The following is an 18,462-nucleotide window of genomic DNA, read 5'->3' on the forward strand; positions in this document are numbered from 1 at the left end:
CCATAGCGCCCAACTTTGCAGTGGCAAGATGGGAACGTTACGGTGTTGGTTAATAACGGGAGCATGCGCGTGGACGAGGTGATCGTGGTCGGCGGCGGGATCGCCGGATGTGCGACGGCCTATTATCTGGCGCGTGATGGCGTTGCCGTGACGCTGGTCGAACAGGCGGGGCTCAGCGGCCTGGCGAGCAGCGCCAATGCCGGGAGCCTTCACGCCCAGATCCCGCACGATCCCTTCCGCAATCTCGGCCCGGAATGGGCGCAGAACTATGCGCAAGCGATCCCCTTCTACATGGCGTCGCTCGACATCTGGCGCACGCTGGAGGCGGAGCTTGGCACCGATCTCGAAATCGGCTTCGGCGGCGGCCTGCTGGTCGGCGCGACCGAGGCGGAGATGGCGGAGATCGCGGCCAAGGCGCAGGTTGAGCGGGCCGCCGGGCTGCCGATGGAACTGCTCGACAGCCGTTCGCTGCGCGAACACGCACCCTATCTTTCCGAATCGCTGATCGGCGGCGCGCTTTGCCCGATCGAGGGGAAGGCCAATCCGATGTTGGTCGCCCCCGCCTTCGCCCGCGCCGCGCAGGCGGCGGGCGCGCAGATCGCCAGCTACAGCGGCCCAGCGGCGCTCCGGCGCGAGGCGGGGGCCTATACCGTCACCACCGACACTGGCCGCTACACCGCCGATCGGATCGTGATCGCCGCCGGCTCGGCCAGCGGCGCGCTGACGCAGTCGCTGGGCGTGACGCTGGGCGTTCAGGCCTTCCCGATCCAGGTGAGCGTGACCGAGCCGGCCGCGCCGCTGATCAAGCATCTCGTTTACAGTGCTGGCGAAAAGCTCACCATGAAGCAGACGCGCGCGGGCAGCATCCTGATCGGCGGCGGCTGGTCGGCGCGGCTCGACGCGGAGGGGCGGCCGGTGGTCGATATCGAAAACCTGGCGCAGAACCTGTCGCTCGCCCGCGCTGCGGTGCCGGCGATCGGCGGGCTGAAACTGGTGCGCAGCTGGGCGGCCTTCGTCAACGGCACCGATGACTGGCTGCCGATCCTGGGCGAGCTGCCCGGCGCGCCCGGCGTGTTCCTGAACTATGTGCCGTGGATGGGCTTCACCGGCGGCCCGGCGGCGGCGCGCGCGATCGCCAGCATGGTGCAGGGCAAGGCGCCCCCGATGGCGGCGCCCTTCGACGCCTTCAGGCCGCGTGCCGGATGACGGCGCCGACAAAGGCACGCGTCCGCTCCATCTTCGCGGCGGTGAAGATCTCCGCCGATGTCCCGGTCTCCACCACCTGCCCGGCATCCATCATCACCACGCGGGTCGATATTTCGCGCACGAACGCCATTTCGTGGCTGACCAGCAGCATGGTGATGCCGTCCCCCGCCAGTGCGCGGACCGTGTCCAGCACTTCGCCGACACGCTCGGGATCAAGCGCTGAGGTCACTTCGTCGAGCAGCAGGATCTCCGGCTCGACCGCCAGCGCCCGGGCGATCGCCACCCGCTGCTGCTGGCCACCCGACAGCTGATCGGGATAGCTGTCGCCCTTGTGCCCCAGGCCGACCTTCTCCAGCAGCGCCATTGCGCGCTCCTCCGCCTCGCGCTTGGGCACGCCGTGCACCTTCACCGGCGCGATCGCGACATTGGCGCGCGCGGTCATGTTCTGGAACAGGTTGAACTGCTGGAACACGATCGACATTCGGCTGCGCAGCGCACGCAGGCTGCGCTTGTCGGCATAATCGACCGCGGTGCCACCGATACAGACCGCCCCCGCCGTCGGCGGCGTCAGGCCGATCAGGACACGCAGCAGCGTGCTCTTGCCCGATCCTGACGGGCCGATCAGGCTGACGACCTCGCCCTTGTCGGCGGACAGGGTAACGCCGCGCAGGACAGGGTTGCCGGCATAGCTGGCTTCAAGGTCACGGACGTCGAGATGGTGCAAGGCGGTTCTCCAGGCGCTTGGCGAGCAGGCCGAGCGGCCAAGACAGAAGGAAATAGAGGATCAGGACTGCGCCGAAGCCCAAAGTCGGCGGGAAGCCGCGGTTCACCAGGATCTTGCCCGAAAAGGTCAGCTCCACGACGCCTAGGTGCGAGGCGAGCGAAGTGTCCTTGATGAACATGACGATGAAGGCGGTCGCGGGCGGCAGGATGATGCGCCAGCTCTGCGGCAGGACCACCAGCCAGAACACCTGCCAGGCGTTGAAGTTGAGCGCCTCGGCGCCCTCCACCTGCGTGCGCGGCACGGAATCGAGGCCGGCGCGGATGATCTCCGACAGATAGGCGGTGGCGTAAAGCGTGATCGCCACCGTCGCGATGCCGAGCAGCGACAGCTCCGGCGCGATGATCTGCGTGGCGAACAGCGACAGGATCAGCAGCACCAGGAAGGGCAGGCGGCGGAACGTCTCGACGACCAGCATCGCGGCGAACCGCAGCGGCGCCAGCGCCGGCGCGCGGGTGCGCCGCAGGACGGCCAGTCCCATGCCGAACGCAAAGCCGAGCGAGCAGCCGATCGCCGTCATCACGATCGTGCGCCACAGCGCGCCGAGCAGGAACAGCGCGACCCCCGGCGTGAAGAAGCGCGGCGCGCTTTCAACGATGGACTCGATCATGGTCAGGCCCCCGTGCGGACGCGGAAGAAGGTGCGCCCGAACCATGCCAGCGCCGCGGAGGCGATCAGGGTCAGGGCGATGTAGATGAGGCCAGCGACGGCGAACGTCTCGATCGTGCGCAGGCTGGCGGTGCTGACGTTGATCGCGCGGCCGGTCAGTTCCTCGACGCCGAACAGCGCCGCCATCGAGCTGCCGAGCACGAGCACGATGAAGAAATTGGCCAGCGGGCGGTACACCGTGCGCAACACGTGCGGCACGATGACATGAGTCATCACGTCGCGGCGGTTGAGACCAAGGACGCTCGCCGCCTCGAGTTCCGCCGGCCGCACCGATGCGACGCCCGCGCGGATGATCTCGGTCAGATAGGCGCCGGCGTTAAGCGTCAGGCCAATGACCACCGCAGTGAACGAGCCCAGTTTGATCCCCGCGTCCGGCAGCGCGTAATAAATGAGGAAGATCTGCACCAGCGCAGGCGTGTTGGTGAATAGCGTCACATAGCCGCTGACGAAGCTGCGAACCGGCCCTGCCGCATAAAGCAGCGCCATCGCGCCGCCGAGGCCGATCGAGGCGCCGATGATGAAGGCGAGGAACGCGATCTGCAGCGATATCGCCGCGCCGCCCAGCAGGTAGGGGATCTGGCCGATCACCCCGCTGAAATCGAAGGCGTAGCCGCTGCTCTCCGCCTGCGTGGCGGCGGGACGATCGCGCAGCGCGGGCGCGATCTGCTCCTCGCCCACCGGCACGCTCATGTCCGCGGCATAATGGTTGCGCCACATGGCGGCGATGCTGCCGTCCTTGTGCAGCGCATGGAGCACGCGGTCGAGTTCGGCCTGAAGGGTGGCATTGCCCTTGGCGACGCCAATTCCGCACCAGGCGGCGAAGATCGGGTCGGGCAGGACGCGCCATTTGACCTCGGGATAGTTGCGCGTGAAGCCCAGGAAGAAATCGGTGTTCTCGATCAGCGCGTCGGCGCGCCCCTGCGCGATCGCGCGGATCGTGTCGGCGTTGCCGTCGACCAGCAGGCGGCGGGGCAGGGGCAGCTTTTCCTGCAGCACGCTGACCGACTGGTTGCCGCGCATGTTGACCAGCGTGATGTCGCGGCGGTTCAGATCCTCCCAACGGTCGGCCTTCACGCGATCGGTGGTGATGACGCCCATCGCTTCCGAATGGAGCGGAATGGTGAAATCGATCAGCGCCTGGCGTTCCGGCGTGATCGTCAGCGCGCCCATCGACATGTCGATGCGCCCCGACACCAGGAACGGGACCCGCTGCGCCGCCTCGGTCGGCACCAGCGTCAGCTTGACGCCCAGCGCGTCGGCGATGCGCCGCGCCACATCCACGTCGAACCCGGCGAGGCGGTTGTCGTCGCCATAGCTGCTCATCGGCGGGAAATTGGGGTTCACCCCGACGCGGATCTCACCCGATTGGCGGACATCCTCCAGCGTGCGCGCATGCGCCATCCCGCCTGCCACCACAGCAATCAGAAACGATAACATCCAGCACAGGCGCAGCACGGCAGCCCTCCCCGCTGCGTCGAATGACAATGACCCTCCGGCCAGTCAATGTTCTTCTGTCGAACTCTCGTTCTTTATGCGACCATTCGTTGCGGTAGCGACGATCTGATCGATCGTCGTCGGCTTGAACGGGGCGCGCGGCGCAAAGCCCGGCAGCGCGGTGGCCACGTTGCCCTCGCCGGCCGCTTTCAGGCGCGCTTCGATCACGGCGGCGCAATATCTTCCCCCGCACGCGCCCATGCCCGCGCGGGTTGCGCGCTTGATGGCCGAAATATCCCGCAGACCGGCCGCCAGCAGCGAATCCACGGCCGAAACAGGCACGCTTTCACACCGGCACAGCAGCGCATCAGGCCGCAAATTCGGCAGCCCCACGGGCGCGTAGATGCGCCACAGCGCATCCTGGAACACACGATGCCGCCCCAACTCGCGAACCGCCTTCGCACGCTCCGCGGCGGCAACAGGTCGCCCGCCCAGCGCCTCCACCAGCGCCGCGCCGCCAAGCACGCCCTGCGCCATCGCGATCCGCGCGCCGCCCAGCCCGCCGCCGTCGCCGATCACCTGAACATCCTCGATCGTGGTGTGCCCGGCATCGTCGCGCACGACGCGGATCGTGCCGTCGGCGCTGCTCTCCGTCGCGCATCCCAGCGCCCGCGCCGCCTCCGCTTGCGGCAGGAAGCCATAGCCCAGGCACACCGCATCAACCTCGAACGACCGCTCGCTGCCGGGGACGATCGTACCGTCGGCATCGGTCCTCGCGACCGTGACCCTCTCCGCTTTGTCGAAGCCCTCGATCCCGGTCACCACATGGCCGTACAGCATCGGCACCTTCGCCCGGCGCAGCGCAGCCAGCATCCCCGCGCCATCCATCACCAGCCTTGGTGCAGCCTTGGCCATGCGAAGCACATCGAGCGTGCGTCTGGGCCCCGGTGCCGGTGCAGCCTCGACCAGCGCCACCACCTCACATCCTGCGCGCAGCAATTCGCGCGCAACCTGAATGTTGAGCGGGCCATTGCCCGCCACCAGCACGCGCCGCCCCGGCGCGGTCGCATAGGCGCGCAGCAACGTCTGCGCCGCCCCCGCCGTCATGACGCCCGGCAGCGTCCAGCCGGGCACCGGCCACGCCCGCTCATAGGCGCCCATCGCCAGCACCAGCCGCTTCGGTCGCACCACCACCGCGCCTGCATCACCGGAAAGGCTGATCGACAGCTGCCCCGCCTCGTCTCGCGTGGCGGCCCACATCGTACGCCCATGCAGCAGGCGCGCGCCGGCCGCCAGTGTCTGCCCGATGAGCGCCCGCCCCTCGGCGGTCTGCCGATCGCTGCGCTCAGGATCGATCGCAAAGGCACTGGCCGGTTGCTTGAAATATTGCCCGCCCGCCATTGCGCGCTCGTCGGCGATCAGGACGTCGAGGCCGGCGGCAGCCGCGATGCGCGCGGCGGACAAACCCGCCGGCCCAGCGCCGACGACCAGCACGTCGGGGGTCTCCACCGTAGCCGCGCCGGGGGCGGGCATTATCGTCTTTTCGCCTGCCACGACGCGGGCAGGCGCCTGCTTGATCTGCTGGTCGGGCTGGGCCGGTGTCATGCAGGCAAGGCGGACCTGCCCATCTACCTCCACCCGGCATTCGCCGCATACCCCCATGCCACACCACATGCCGCGCGGCGCGCCGGTGGACGCCTCCCGCAGCGCCCGCTTGCCCGCCGAGGTCAGTGCGGCGGCGACGCTTTCGCCCGGCCACGCCTCGATCGTCTCCCCATCAAAGGTCAGCGCGAAGGGTGAGCCGCGGCGTTCCGCTCCGGGCAGGGTGATGCGCATGTCAGCGGATGTACGTCGCGCCGTTCACGTCGAGCGTCGCGCCCGACAGCTGCCGCGCCGCGCCGCTGGCGACGAATGCGACGATATTGCCGACCTCTTCCGGCGTTACCCATTCACCGCTCGCTAAGGTGGCGTTGACCGCTTCCTCGCCGCCCTGGCTGGCGGCGAACTCCTCCGACAATCGCGTGCGGACGACGCCGGGCGCAATGATATAGGCCTGGATGTTGTCGCGGGCGTAAGCACGCGCGATCGACTGGGTGGCGGATCGCACCGCCGCCTTCGACGCACCATAAGCGATGGTGGCCGGATTGGTGACGCCGCGCTGCGCTGCCCAGCTCGAAATGGAGACGATCGCACCACCTCCGGCCTCTTTGAAGTGGTTCACGGCCCCGCGCATCAGTCGCGCTGGCCCGCGCACGTTGACCTCCAGCGACTGGTCCCACGCCGCCTCGAAATCCTCATCCGGCCCATCGAAGGCGCCGTTGAACGGCATCACCGCCGCATTGTTGACGAGCACGTCGATCCGCCCGCGCCACGCAAGCGCCGCATCCCACAACGCCAGCGTCGATGCGCGGTCGCCGAGGTTGGCGGAGAGCAGCGTCACGCGGTCTTCGGGATAGCCGTCGACTGCCCGCCGCGCGCCGGCTTCGTCGCTGCCATAATGGGCGATCAGGTGCGCGCCCCCTTCCAGCAGAATACGTGCCGTTGCTGCCCCGATGCCCTTCGACGCGCCGGTCAGAAGGATGGTTTTTCCGCTGAGTGCCTGTGTCATGGTAGAGCCATATCGCCGCGAATTTTGCTCGTAAAGCGAACTTTCCGGCGCTATGCGAACATCAACAGTCGGGGCGCAACGATCGTCCCGCGCGGAGGATTATGGCTTACGATATTGAATTGCAGTTGTTCGTGGACGGCGCATGGCAGGGTAGCGAGGGGCGGGATGCCCGTCCGGTGCTGAACCCCGCCAGCGGTGATGCGATTGCGGCGGTTCCGCTTGCGTCCAAGGCCGATCTCGACCTCGCGCTGGACTCGGTGGCGCGCGGCTTCGTCACCTGGCGCAACACCGATCCTGCACAGCGCGCCGCGGTCCTGCGCAAGGCAGCAACGCTGATGCGGGAGCGCGTCGACGCCATCGCCACGCTGCTGACCACCGAACAGGGCAAGCCGATCGGCGAGGCGCGCGGGGAAGTGGGTGCGAGCGCCGAACTGCTCGATTTCTATGCGGCGGAAGCGACGCGGATCGACGGACGGGTGCTGATGCGCCCGGCGGGGTCACGTTCGATCGTGATTCGCCAGCCGGTGGGCCCGGTGGCCTCGTTCACGCCGTGGAATTTCCCGGTTTATCTGATGATCAAGAAGCTGGCACCGGCGCTGGCGGCGGGCTGCTCGGTCGTGGCCAAGCCGCCCGAGGAGACGCCCGGCTGCACCAGCGCGGCCGTCCGCTGCCTGCTCGACGCCGGCCTGCCGGGCGAGGTGCTGCAGCTCGTCTTCGGTGATCCGGATCTTGTCAGCCGGCACATCCTGGGATCGCCGGTGGTACGCGCGCTGAGCTTCACCGGATCGGTGCCGGTGGGACGTCATTTGATGAAGCTGGCGGCGGAGGACCTGAAGCGTACGACGATGGAATTGGGCGGTCATGCGCCGGTCCTGATCTTCGACGATTGCGATCTGGAGCGTACGCTCGACATGGTCGTGCCGCAGAAGTTCCGCAACGCGGGCCAGGTCTGCGTGTCGCCGACGCGCTTCTACGTCCAGCGCAGCATCTACGAGAAGTTCGCCAATGGCTTTGCGGCGCGTACGCGCGGCGTTGCCGTGGGCAACGGCATGGACCCCGACACCAAGATGGGGCCGCTGGCGCATGGTCGCCGGCCGGATGCGATCGAGGCGCTGGTTGACGATGCCGTGTCTCGCGGCGCGCGGGTGATGGCGGGTGGCGGCCGGATCGATGGCGGCTTCTTCTATCAGCCGACCGTGCTGGCCGACGTGCCGCTGGAGGCGGACATCATGTCGAACGAGCCGTTCGGCCCGGTCGCCCTGATCCAGCCGTTTGACACCGAGGAAGAGGCGATCAGCAGCGCCAATCGCCTGCCGTATGGCCTGGCATCGTTCATGTTTACCGAGAACGGACGCCGTGCCGCGCGTGTGTCGGATGCGATCGAGGCAGGCATGGTGGGCATCAACAGCTTTGCCATCAGCGGCGCGGATTCGCCGTTCGGCGGGGTCAAGCACAGCGGCTTCGGCAGCGAGGGCGGGCGCGAGGGGCTGGAGCCGTTCCTGAACGTCAAGGCAATCCACCAGGCCTGAGGCACGGCGATGCGCTCCAAGATCTACGACAGCCCGGCAGCGGCGCTGGAGGGCGTGCTGTTCGACGGCATGACCATCATGTCAGGCGGCTTCGGCCTGACGGGCAACCCGGAGAGCCTGATCCCCGAGATCAGGGCCTCCGGGGTCCAGCGGCTGACGGTCATCTCGAACAACGCGGGCGCGAACAACTTCGGCCTGTGGATGCTGCTGCGATCGCGGCAGATCACGAAGATGATCGCGTCCTATGTTGGCGACAACAAGCTGTTCGAGCAGCAATATCTGTCGGGCGAGCTGGAGCTGGAGCTGACGCCGCAAGGGACGTTGGCGGAGCGCATCCGTGCGGGCGGGGCTGGCATCCCCGCCTTCTACACCGCAACGGGGGCGGGCACCCTGCTGGCCGAAGGCAAGCCGGCGGAGACGTTCGAGGGGCGGGACTATGTGCGCGAGACTTGGCTGCGCGCAGACCTTGCCATCGTGAAGGCGTGGAAGGCGGACCCCGCGGGCAATCTGGTGTTCCGCCGCACCGCGCGAAACTTCAATCCCGAGATGGCGACCGCAGCCCGGGTCACGGTCGTCGAGGTGGAGGAGATCGTGCCCGCCGGGAGCATCGACCCCGATCTGGTCCATACGCCCGGCATCTACGTCGACCGCATCGTCCAGTGCACGATCAACGAAAAGCGCATCGAGAAGCTGATGACTCGTCCCCGGGAGATGGCGTGATGGCCTGGACTCGCGACGAAATGGCGGCGCGTGCCGCGCGCGAATTGCGCGATGGTGATTACGTCAACCTGGGCATCGGCATTCCGACGCTGGTGGCCAATCAAATTCCGGCAGGGATCGACGTGATCCTTCAGTCGGAAAACGGCATGCTGGGCATGGGGCCATTCCCCTATGAGGATGAGGTCGATCCCGACCTGGTCAATGCGGGCAAGCAGACAATCAGCCTGCTGCCGACATCAAGCTTCTTTTCCTCCGCCGACAGCTTCGCGATGATTCGCGGCGGGCATATCGACCTGACCATCCTTGGGGCGATGGAAGTCTCGGCGCGCGGTGACATCGCGAACTGGACGATACCGGGCGCGATGGTGAAGGGCGTCGGCGGGGCGATGGACCTGGTGGCCGGCGTGAAGCGCGTGATCGTGGTGATGGATCACGTGTCGAAGCACGGGAAGCCGAAGGTGCTGGAGAATTGCACCCTGCCGCTGACCGGCGCGCGCTGCGTCGATCTGGTGATCACGGACCGGTGCGTCATGCAATGCGGTGAGGAGGGGCTGACCCTGGTTGAGCTGGCACCCGGCGTCACGCGGGACGAGGTGCGCGCATGCACCGGCGCGCCGTTTCGCGAGCTTGCCGTCGCCTGATCCAGGCGCCGCGTGACCTCAGGCCTTGCGGTGGCTGCGCATCGCGAAACTGGACGTGATGCGCGAGACCCCCGGCAGCCGCGAGAGCACTTCGCGGTGGAAGGTCGCATAATCCTCCATGTCGGCGATCTGCACGCGGAGTAGGTAATCGCCCATCCCGGTGAGCAGGTACCATTCGCGAATCTGGGCATGTTTGCGCATCGCGGCCTCGAAGCGGGAGAGATATTCCTCGGACTGGCGCAGCAATTCGACCTGGACGATGGCGACCGTCCCCTCATCCGTATCGACGCCAGCGACCACGGCAGTGTAGCCGCGGATGACGCCCGATTTCTCCATGATCTTCAGCCGTCGAAGGCAAGCGGATTCCGACAATCCGACCTCCCGCGCGAGGGCCGTATTCGTGATCCGCGCGTTGAGCCGCAACTGGTTCAGGATGCGACGATCCACCGCGTCGAGCATGGTTGCAGAATCCTTCGAAGATTGAGCGGTTTTTGCTAATGAACACCATATTTCGCAACATCCGTCGCAGAAAGGAGCGGACATTTGCAGGTGCCGCATCCACCATGCGCGCAATAATGCCAAGGGCGATGACGCACGAAATGACCTTTTCCAGCGAGCTGACGATCGATCTGGACGCGCTCGCGGCAAACTACCGGAACCTGCGCGATCATGTCGCGCCCGCGCAATGCGGCGCCGTCGTCAAGGCGGACGCTTATGGCCTTGGCGCCCGGCGCGCCGTACCGGCCCTGTACCAAGCGGGATGCCGGACGTTCTTTGTCGCGCAATTGTGCGAAGCAATCGAGCTTCACGACGTTCTTGGCGACGATTGCACGCTCGTGATCCTGAACGGGCTCGATCCGGGGGCAGAGGACCTCTGCGCAGACCATGGCTTCGTTCCGGCGCTCAATGCGCCCGGCGCGCTCCAGCGGTGGCGTGAGGCGGCGCGTCGGCGCGGGCAGCGTTTGCCGGCTGCGCTGCAGTTCGACACCGGGATGTCGCGTCTGGGCGTGGATGGCGCCACAGCGCGGCGGGTGGCCTGTGATCCGGGCTTTGCCACGGAGGTGGAGCTGCGGCTGGTGATGACCCACCTCGCATCGGCCGACGAGCCGGGTGCGCCGAGCAATGCCGCGCAATTGAGCACCTTCGATGCGCTTACCGCGCTATTCCCCGGCGTGCCGCGATCGGTCGCGAACAGTTTCGGAAGCGCCTTGCCGGCGGCTTTCCACAATGACGTCGTGCGTGCCGGAATTGCCCTGTACGGCGTGCCACTGCCGCCGGGCGCGGCGGTGATCCAGCCGGTGGTGGGCCTGCGCGCGCGCATCCTGCAGACGCGCCAGATCGCTGCTGGCACCGGCGTAGGCTATGGGTTGACCTACACCGCACCGGATACGCGGCGGCTGGCGACGCTGGCCATTGGTTATGCGGACGGCTGGCCGCGCGCGCTGAGCAACCGGGGCGCTGCATGGCACGACGGCAAGCGACTGCCGATCGTCGGCCGGGTCTCGATGGACAGCATCATGGTCGATATTACCGCGCTGGACGAGGGCGCGCTGGGCGAGGGTGACCTCGTCGAACTGATCGGCCCTGGGCAGAGCCTGGACCAGGTCGCCGCGGATGCCGGCACCATCCCCTACGAAATTTTGACAAGCCTGGGCCGGCGGCACGCGCGCTTCTACAAGGAGCACGGCATGGCCACCGCCTGCATCGCTGGAGAGGTACGTTGAAGGTCGTCGTTCTCGGCGCCGGTGTGATCGGCGTGACTGCTGCTTACTATCTTCGGCAGGAGGGGCATGAGGTGGTCGTGGTCGACCGCCAGCCTGCCGCCGCGCTGGAAACCAGCTTCGGCAATGCGGGCGAGATTTCGCCCGGTTATGCCTCACCCTGGGCAGCGCCCGGCATCCCGGCAAAGGCAATCAAATGGCTGATGATGCGCCACGCGCCCTTGATCCTGCGGCCCAAGCTGGACCCGCAGATGCTGGCGTGGCTGGCGATGATGCTGCGCAACTGCACCGAGGAGCGTTACGCGCTGAACAAGAGCCGCATGGTGGGACTGGCGGAGTTCAGCCGCGATGAATTGCGCGCGCTGCGCACGAGCCTGGGCATCGCCTATGACGAACGGGCGCAGGGTACGCTGCAGCTGTTCCGTACGACCAAGCAGGTTGAGGGCAGCGCGAAGGATGTCGAGGTGCTTCGCTCCTACGGCGTACCATTCCAACTGCTGGACGCCGATGGCTGCGTGCGGGCGGAGCCGGGTCTTGCCTCGTCGCGGCACCTGATCGCCGGCGGCCTTCGTCTGCCCAATGATGAGACCGGGGATTGCCACATCTTCACGACCAAGCTTGCCGAGCGATTGGCGGCCGAGGGGGTGGATTTCCGCTGGTCCACCAACGTGGAGGCGCTGGAGCAGGCAAGCGGAGCGATTACCGGCGTTCGGACGAGCGCCGGGGTGATCCGCGGCGACGCCTATCTGGTGGCGATGGGCAGCTATTCGCCGCACGTCGTCGCGCCGGTTGGGCTGCGGGTGCCGGTGTACCCGGTCAAGGGTTATTCGATCACCGTGCCGATCACCGATACGACGCGTGCACCGGAATCGACGCTGCTGGACGAAACGTACAAGATCGCGATCACGCGATTGGGCGATCGGATCCGCGTCGGGGGCATGGCGGAGATTTCCGGATTTGACCGCTCGCTCCCCCCGCGCCGCGAGGCGACGTTGCTCCATTGCCTAAACGATCTCTTCCCGGGCGCGGCGGAAACGCGCGAGACCGGGTATTGGAGCGGGCTGCGCCCGATGACGCCGGACGGCCCGCCGATCATCGGCGCCACTAAGGTGAAGAACCTGTTCCTCAACACCGGCCACGGCACGCTGGGGTGGACGATGGCGTGCGGATCGGGCGCGGTTGCCGCGGCGATGATCAGCGGAAAGCAGCCGCCCATTCCCGTCGATGGGCTGGGCCTCGACCGCTACTGAAGGGAAGAAACGCGATGACGATTACCCGGATCGACCAGGATGGCCGGATGAGCCAGGTCGTGATTCACGGCCGTACCGTGTATCTGTCCGGCCAGGTGGGCAATCCCGGCGAGGACATTTCGGCCCAGACCCGGACAACTTTGGCCGAAATCGACGCACTGCTGGCCCTGGCCGGGACCGACAAGTCGAACCTGCTGCATGCGACGATCTGGCTGGCGGACATCGCCGACTTCGACGCCATGAACATGGTGTGGGAAGAGTGGATCGGCGGCGGCAATGCCCCGACCCGCGCGACGGGCGAGGTGAAGCTCGCATCCCCGGACTATAAGGTGGAGATCATCGCCACCGCCGCCCTGCCAGACTGACACGTCACGGCGCTGGCTTGGTCGGCGGATCAACGCAGGTCGACCTGAGCGCGCAGGCATGTAAGAGGGGCCAGACGATGCAGGATCTCGTTTGACCCTTCTTGTTCTTCTGGCGCTGCCGTTCGCAGCCGCAGTCGCGATCGGCCTGTTGGCGCGCTTTCCGCGCTCGGTGCACGTCGCCATTGCGGCGTCGGCCAGTGCGACCGGGCTGGCGCTGCTGCTGTCGCGTGCGCAGGAGGTTCTGGCAGGCGCGCCGATTGCGGTGCAGGTGCCGTGGGTACCGGCGCTCGGCCTCGACGTCAGCCTGTGGCTTGATCCGCTGGGGCTACTGTTCGCCGGGCTGATCCTTGGCATCGGCCTGCTCGTCGTCATCTATGCGCAAGGATATCTGGCGCGGGCGGAGGCGACGGGGCGGTTCCTGTCGTTCCTGATGCTGTTCCAGGGCGCGATGATCGGCATTGCCCTGTCGAGCAACCTGCTGCTGATGCTGATCTTCTGGGAACTGACGAGCCTGTCGTCGTTCCTCCTGATCGGTTTCTGGCGCGACCGGGCCGACGCGCGACAGGGTGCGCGGATGGCGCTGGCCGTGACGGGCGGCGGCGGGCTGGCGCTGATCGCCGGGGTGCTGCTGCTGGGGCAGGTCGCCGGCTCCTATGAGCTGCCCGCAGTGCTGGCTCAGCGCGAACTGGTGCAGCAATCGCCGCTCTACCCGGCAATACTGACGCTGATCCTGCTGGGCGCGTTCACCAAATCGGCGCAATTCCCGTTTCACTTCTGGCTGCCGCACGCGATGGCCGCGCCAACCCCGGTGAGCGCCTATCTGCATTCGGCGACGATGGTGAAGGCGGGCGTGTTCCTGCTCGCGCGGCTGTGGCCGGTGCTGGCCGGTACCGATTTGTGGTTCGCGCTGGTGGCGACCACCGGGCTGGTCACGTTGATCTTCGGCGCGAGCGTCGCATTGTTCCGTGACGATCTGAAAGCGATCCTGGCCTATTCGACGATCAGCCAGTTGGGCCTGATGGTGATGCTGCTCGGCTTTGCGACGCCCGCGGCGGTAGTGGCGGCGATATTCCACATCCTCAACCATGCCGCGTTCAAGGCTGCGCTGTTCATGAACGCGGGGATCGTCGATCACGAGACGGGAACGCGCGACATCCGTCGGCTGGGCGGGCTGGCGCAGTTGATGCCGCTGACCGCAGTTGGCGGCACGCTGGCTGCCGCGGCGATGGCCGGGCTGCCACCGCTTGGCGGGTTCATTTCCAAGGAAATGATGCTGGAGCAGAGCGCCCATACCGTGGCGTTGGGGCAGCCGTGGCTGGTACCGGCGCTGGCGGCGATCGGTGCGACGCTGTCGGTGGCCTATTCCTTGCGCTACGCCATCGGCCTCTATGTCGGACGTACGCGCACCGGCGATGTGCCGGCGCCGCATGACCCCGGCGCGCTGATGCTGGGACCCTCGCTGCTGCTGGCTGTCCTGGCGCTGGCATTGGGGCTGCTGCCGATGGCGATTGCCGGGCCGCTGGTGATCGAGGCCGCAGCGGCAGTGACCGGTGGCGCAGCGGTGAAAGTCGACCTTGCGCTTTGGCACGGGGTCAACGTCGCCCTGGTGCTGAGTATCGGTGCGGTACTGGTCGGTGCCCTGCTGTTGTCGGGTTATCCGCTGCTGGAACGACGCGTCCGGGCGTGGAAGACGCCAGATGCGAAGAGGCTGTTCGAGCATTGGCTTGAGGCGTTGATAGCCGCCACGCGGCGGATGACGCTCACCATCCACGCGCCGTCGCTGCAACGCGCGCTGCTGATGGTTTTCGCGGTCGCGGCGCTGTTCGCCGTCGATGGCGCCGGCGTGGCCGGCACGATCGTCACCGGCGACCGGGCGACAACGCCGGCGAGCATGACCGCAATCATTGCCTGGCTGCTGCTGCTGGTCGCGACGCTGGCGGTTGTCCTGATGCATCGGCAGCGGTTCCTGGTGCTGATCTTCATCAGCGTCATCGGGCTGGTGATGGCGCTGGCGTTCATCCATCTGTCCGCGCCGGACTTGGCGCTGACCCAGATCGCGGTCGAAGTGGTCACGATCCTTTTGCTGCTGCTCGCGCTTCACCTGATGCCCAAGACGCCGCGGTTGCTGTCGGGCAGGGGGCGGCGAGTGCGTGACGGGCTGCTCGGGCTGTTCGTCGGCGGCGCCGCTGGCGTGGGCGCCTGGGCGATCATGACGCGGGTGCAGGGCGACACGATTTCCGCCTTCCATTGGGCGAACAGCTACGCCGGTGGGGGCGGGACCAATGTGGTCAACGTGACCCTCGTCGATTTTCGCGCCTTTGACACGTTGGGCGAGATCATCGTGCTTGGCATTGCCGGGCTGGCGATCTTTGCGCTGCTAGAGCCGGCGGTGCGCGGCGTCGCGGGGCGGCGGCTGCGCGCGTGGCGCAGCGACATGCCGCATTCGCCCGAACGCCACCCGGTGATGTTCGTGATGGTGACGCGGCTGCTGCTGCCGATCGCATTGTTGGTCGGCATTTACATCTTCCTGCGTGGCCACAATCAGCCCGGTGGCGGGTTCGTCGCGGCGCTGGTGTTCGCCATCGCCATCCTGCTGCAATATCTGGCGTCCGGTTTCGACTGGACCGACGAGCGGCGAAAGATCGGCGAGCATCCGCTGATCGCCTTTGGCGTCCTGATCGCGGTGGCGACGGGGCTTGGCTCGCTCGCCTTTGGTGCGCCGTTCCTGTCGAGCAGCTTCGGCTATTTCCACCTGCCGCTGATCGGCGAGTTCGAGCTGGCGACGGCAATGCTGTTCGATACGGGCGTTGCCTGCGTGGTGCTGGGCGCGGTCACCATGGCGCTCGCGCAATTGAGCCATGTGGCGCAGCGCGCGGCACGCCAGCCCGACGACGGGGGCGCGGCATGAGCCTGGAATTCCTGGTGGCGACCGCCATCGCCGCGCTGGTCGCGGGCGGCGTGTATCTGTCGCTGCGGGGCCGCACCTTTCAAGTCGTGCTGGGCCTGACCCTGCTGTCCTATGCGGTGAACCTGTTCCTGTTCGCGGTCGGGCGGCTGATCGTCAATCGACCGCCACTGTATGACAAGGCGGTGGCGGAACACACCGATCCGCTGCCCCAGGCGCTGGTCCTGACCGCGATCGTCATCACCTTTGGCATGACCGCCCTGGTGGTCATCCTGTCGCTGCGCAGCTTCCTCGAAAGCGGCTCCGACCAGGTCGATGGGCGGATCGAGCCCGACGAGATCGAGGACCAGCCATGACGCTGGCCGATCAACTGGTGATCGCGCCGGTGGTGCTGCCGGCGATCACGGCGGCGGTGGCGCTGCTGGTGATGCGTCGGCGCCGCCATCTGGGCGCGGGTGTCTCTTTGACAGGCTGCATCCTGTCGCTGCTGGCGGGCATCGTCCTGTTCGCGCAGGCGGCCGATGGGGTGATCCGCACCTATCCGCTGGGCAATTGGCCGGCACCGTTCGGGATCGTCCTGGTGCTCGATCGCCTGTCCACCGCCATGCTGGTGCTGGCGGGGGTGCTGGGCGTGATCGTGATGGTTCATGCGCTCGCGACCGGCGCCGATCGGCGCGGCTGGCATTTCCATCCCTTGTTCCAGTTTCAACTGCTGGGGCTGAACGGCGCATTCCTGACCGGCGACCTGTTCAACCTGTTCGTGTTTTTTGAGGTCCTGCTGATCGCATCCTATGGCCTGATGCTGCACGGGCAGGGCGCGGCGCGGCTGAAGGCGGGGGTGGCCTATGTCATCGTCAATATTGTCGGATCAGCGCTGTTCCTGATCGCGCTGGGCCTGCTGTACGGGCTGACCGGTACGCTCAACATGGCCGATCTGGCGCGGCGGGTGACGGAGGTGCCGCCTGGCGACGCTGGCCTGATGCGGGCGGCGGGGCTGCTGCTGACGGTGGTTTTTGCGCTGAAGGCGGCGGCGGTGCCGCTGCACCTGTGGCTGCCGCGGACCTATAGTGCGACCATGCCCGTCGTGGCGGCGTTGTTCGCGATCATGACAAAGGTGGGTGTCTATGCCCTGATCCGTGTGGTGCCGCTGATCTTCGGCGCCGGCGCAGGCGCAGCGGCATGGGTGCCGTCGCCCTGGCTGTTTCCCGCCGCGCTGCTGACGGCGGCGCTCGGCTTTGCCGGGGTGCTGGCGGCGCGGGGCTTGCGTGAGCAGGCGGCGTTTGCGGTAATGGGATCGACCGGCACGGTGATGCTGGTCCTGTCCGACTGGACGCCGGTGACCACGGCGGCCGCGATATATTATCTGATGCATTCGACCTTTGCCGGCGCGGCGCTGTTCTTGGTCGCGGACGTGACGCTGCGGCTGCGCGGTCAATATGGCGAGGCGGCGGTCGCGGCCCCGCGCTTCGCGGGGCAGCAGGCGACGGGATTCCTGTTCCTGGCGGCGGCGATCGCGGCGGCGGGGCTGCCGCCCTTGTCGGGCTTCATCGGCAAGCTGCTGATGCTGCGTGCCACGGCGGACATGCCGGCCCAGGCTGCGATCTGGGCAACCATCCTTGTCACCACCTTGCTGGCGGTGATCGGGTTCGCGCGCACCGGCAGCACGATCTTCTGGAAGGCGGCGGCGCCGGGTGCGGCGGCGATCACCGCCGCGCCATTGTCGCGCGCCGCGTTTCTCGGGCCCGCACTAGCGATTGCCGCGCTGGTTGCGCTGACGATCGCGGCGGGCACGGCGAGCGGCTGGGCAGTGGCGGCGGCCGACCAGCTTTTCGACACGCAGGCCTATATCACGGCGACGCTGGGATCGGCGGACGGGCGATGAGGAAGCTGTTGCCCCATCCCGGCCTGTCGGCCCTGCTGCTCGTCATCTGGCTGTTAATGGCCAACACCCTGTCGGTCGGGGCGCTGGTGCTGGGCGCCGTCTTCGCGGTGGTGCTGCCGCGCTTCACCGCGCCGTTCTGGCCCGACCGGCCGAAGGTGCGGTTCGGCCGCGACCTGCTGGTCTATACGGCCATCGTGCTGTTCGACATCGTGGTGGCCAATTTCCAGGTCGCTGCTGTCATCCTGTTCCGCCGCAATCGCGACCTGCGCGCGCGCTGGCTGGTGATTCCGCTGGAGCTCGACACGCCCGAGGCGATCACGGTGCTGGCGGGGACGATCAGCCTGACGCCGGGGACGGTGTCGTCCGACGTGTCGGCGGACGGCCGCTTCCTGCTGGTCCATGCGCTGGATGTGCCCGATCCCGAAGCCGAGATCGCGCGCATCAAGCAGCGGTACGAGGCGCGGTTGCAGCGGGTGTTCGCATGATCGGGACGGCGCTCCACCTCGCCTTTGCCGCCGTGTCCCTGGCGCTGTTGTGCAATTGCTGGCGGCTGATGCGCGGTCCGGCGCTGGGCGACCGGATCGTGGCGCTGGACACGATGGTGATCAATGCGATCGCGATCATCATCCTGATCGGGATGATCGGGGAGACCAACGCCTATTTCGAGGCGGCGTTGCTGATGGCGATGGTAGGGTTTGTCGGCACGATCGCTTATTGCAAGTTCGTGCTGCGCGGGGACATCGTGGAATGA

18 protein-coding genes are annotated in these 18,462 nt (G+C 67.2%); 12 read left to right on the plus strand and 6 right to left on the minus strand.

Annotated features, from left to right (window positions below):
• Positions 1 to 69 precede the first annotated feature (69 nt).
• Complete coding sequence (locus ACH0BU_RS05205) at positions 70 to 1,206, plus strand: NAD(P)/FAD-dependent oxidoreductase (RefSeq protein ID WP_296221057.1); 1,137 nt, start codon at positions 70 to 72, stop codon at positions 1,204 to 1,206.
• On the opposite strand, the gene ACH0BU_RS05210 is transcribed toward ACH0BU_RS05205, so the two are convergent.
• From ACH0BU_RS05210 to ACH0BU_RS05230, 5 genes are all read right to left on the minus strand, one after another.
• A complete protein-coding gene (locus ACH0BU_RS05210) occupies positions 1,187 to 1,930 on the minus strand; it encodes an amino acid ABC transporter ATP-binding protein (RefSeq protein ID WP_046411444.1) in 744 nt (247 codons plus the stop codon). The two genes, ACH0BU_RS05205 and ACH0BU_RS05210, sit on opposite strands and share 20 nt — an antisense overlap.
• Complete coding sequence (locus tag ACH0BU_RS05215; RefSeq protein ID WP_046411442.1) at positions 1,908 to 2,597, minus strand: amino acid ABC transporter permease; 690 nt, start codon at positions 2,595 to 2,597, stop codon at positions 1,908 to 1,910. The genes ACH0BU_RS05210 and ACH0BU_RS05215 overlap by 23 nt, the downstream gene beginning before the upstream one ends.
• A 2-nt stretch (positions 2,598 to 2,599) precedes the next feature.
• On the minus strand, positions 2,600 to 4,057 hold the full coding sequence (locus ACH0BU_RS05220) for an ABC transporter substrate-binding protein/permease (RefSeq protein WP_500263847.1): 1,458 nt from the start codon (positions 4,055 to 4,057) through the stop codon (positions 2,600 to 2,602).
• Positions 4,058 to 4,156: 99 nt separating this feature from the next.
• A complete protein-coding gene (locus ACH0BU_RS05225; protein ID WP_296221665.1) occupies positions 4,157 to 5,926 on the minus strand; it encodes an FAD-dependent oxidoreductase in 1,770 nt (589 codons plus the stop codon).
• 1 nt (position 5,927) lies between these two features.
• Positions 5,928 to 6,698: an SDR family NAD(P)-dependent oxidoreductase gene (locus ACH0BU_RS05230; RefSeq protein WP_296221663.1), complete on the minus strand. Its 771-nt coding sequence runs from the start codon at positions 6,696 to 6,698 to the stop codon at positions 5,928 to 5,930.
• A gap of 101 nt (positions 6,699 to 6,799) precedes the next feature.
• Between ACH0BU_RS05230 and ACH0BU_RS05235 the strand changes: the two genes are divergently transcribed.
• The 3 genes from ACH0BU_RS05235 to ACH0BU_RS05245 are packed head-to-tail and all read left to right on the plus strand — an operon-like array spanning position 6,800 to position 9,588.
• The gene (locus ACH0BU_RS05235) at positions 6,800 to 8,227 is read left to right on the plus strand and encodes an NAD-dependent succinate-semialdehyde dehydrogenase (RefSeq protein ID WP_296221661.1); all 1,428 of its coding nucleotides are present in this window, start codon (positions 6,800 to 6,802) and stop codon (positions 8,225 to 8,227) included.
• 9 nt (positions 8,228 to 8,236) lie between these two features.
• Positions 8,237 to 8,947: a 3-oxoacid CoA-transferase subunit A gene (locus tag ACH0BU_RS05240; RefSeq protein WP_314470127.1), complete on the plus strand. Its 711-nt coding sequence runs from the start codon at positions 8,237 to 8,239 to the stop codon at positions 8,945 to 8,947.
• Positions 8,947 to 9,588 carry a 3-oxoacid CoA-transferase subunit B gene (locus tag ACH0BU_RS05245; protein WP_296221668.1) on the plus strand — a complete coding sequence of 214 codons (642 nt, stop codon included), beginning with the start codon at positions 8,947 to 8,949 and terminating at the stop codon, positions 9,586 to 9,588. Before ACH0BU_RS05240 ends, ACH0BU_RS05245 begins: the two co-directional genes overlap by 1 nt.
• An 18-nt stretch (positions 9,589 to 9,606) precedes the next feature.
• Here the strand turns inward: ACH0BU_RS05245 and ACH0BU_RS05250 are convergent, their stop codons facing one another.
• Entirely contained in the window at positions 9,607 to 10,047 is a 441-nt protein-coding gene (locus ACH0BU_RS05250; RefSeq protein WP_046411430.1) for an Lrp/AsnC family transcriptional regulator, read from the minus strand.
• A 128-nt stretch (positions 10,048 to 10,175) separates the two neighbouring features.
• On the opposite strand from ACH0BU_RS05250, the gene alr reads away from it, so the two are divergent.
• From alr to ACH0BU_RS05290, 8 genes are all read left to right on the plus strand, one after another.
• Entirely contained in the window at positions 10,176 to 11,312 is a 1,137-nt protein-coding gene (alr, locus tag ACH0BU_RS05255) for an alanine racemase (protein WP_296221655.1), read from the plus strand.
• Complete coding sequence (locus ACH0BU_RS05260) at positions 11,309 to 12,559, plus strand: D-amino acid dehydrogenase (protein ID WP_145119701.1); 1,251 nt, start codon at positions 11,309 to 11,311, stop codon at positions 12,557 to 12,559. The genes alr and ACH0BU_RS05260 overlap by 4 nt, the downstream gene beginning before the upstream one ends.
• Positions 12,560 to 12,573: 14 nt before the next feature.
• Positions 12,574 to 12,924 carry a RidA family protein gene (locus ACH0BU_RS05265; RefSeq protein ID WP_046411425.1) on the plus strand — a complete coding sequence of 117 codons (351 nt, stop codon included), beginning with the start codon at positions 12,574 to 12,576 and terminating at the stop codon, positions 12,922 to 12,924.
• 91 nt (positions 12,925 to 13,015) lie between these two features.
• Entirely contained in the window at positions 13,016 to 15,832 is a 2,817-nt protein-coding gene (locus ACH0BU_RS05270) for a monovalent cation/H+ antiporter subunit A (RefSeq protein ID WP_496001201.1), read from the plus strand.
• The gene (locus ACH0BU_RS05275; RefSeq protein ID WP_186313973.1) at positions 15,829 to 16,185 is read left to right on the plus strand and encodes a Na+/H+ antiporter subunit C; all 357 of its coding nucleotides are present in this window, start codon (positions 15,829 to 15,831) and stop codon (positions 16,183 to 16,185) included. Before ACH0BU_RS05270 ends, ACH0BU_RS05275 begins: the two co-directional genes overlap by 4 nt.
• Positions 16,182 to 17,711, plus strand: coding sequence for a monovalent cation/H+ antiporter subunit D (locus tag ACH0BU_RS05280; protein ID WP_296221806.1), 1,530 nt, complete (start codon positions 16,182 to 16,184; stop codon positions 17,709 to 17,711). The genes ACH0BU_RS05275 and ACH0BU_RS05280 overlap by 4 nt, the downstream gene beginning before the upstream one ends.
• Positions 17,708 to 18,196, plus strand: a complete 489-nt coding sequence (locus ACH0BU_RS05285) for a Na+/H+ antiporter subunit E (protein ID WP_046411419.1) — start codon at positions 17,708 to 17,710, stop codon at positions 18,194 to 18,196. The genes ACH0BU_RS05280 and ACH0BU_RS05285 overlap by 4 nt, the downstream gene beginning before the upstream one ends.
• Positions 18,193 to 18,462, plus strand: coding sequence for a K+/H+ antiporter subunit F (locus ACH0BU_RS05290; protein ID WP_046411417.1), 270 nt, complete (start codon positions 18,193 to 18,195; stop codon positions 18,460 to 18,462). The genes ACH0BU_RS05285 and ACH0BU_RS05290 overlap by 4 nt, the downstream gene beginning before the upstream one ends.

Origin of the sequence: Sphingomonas olei (assembly GCF_045369765.1) — a bacterium.
Classification (GTDB): Bacteria; Pseudomonadota; Alphaproteobacteria; order Sphingomonadales; family Sphingomonadaceae; genus Sphingomonas; species Sphingomonas panaciterrae.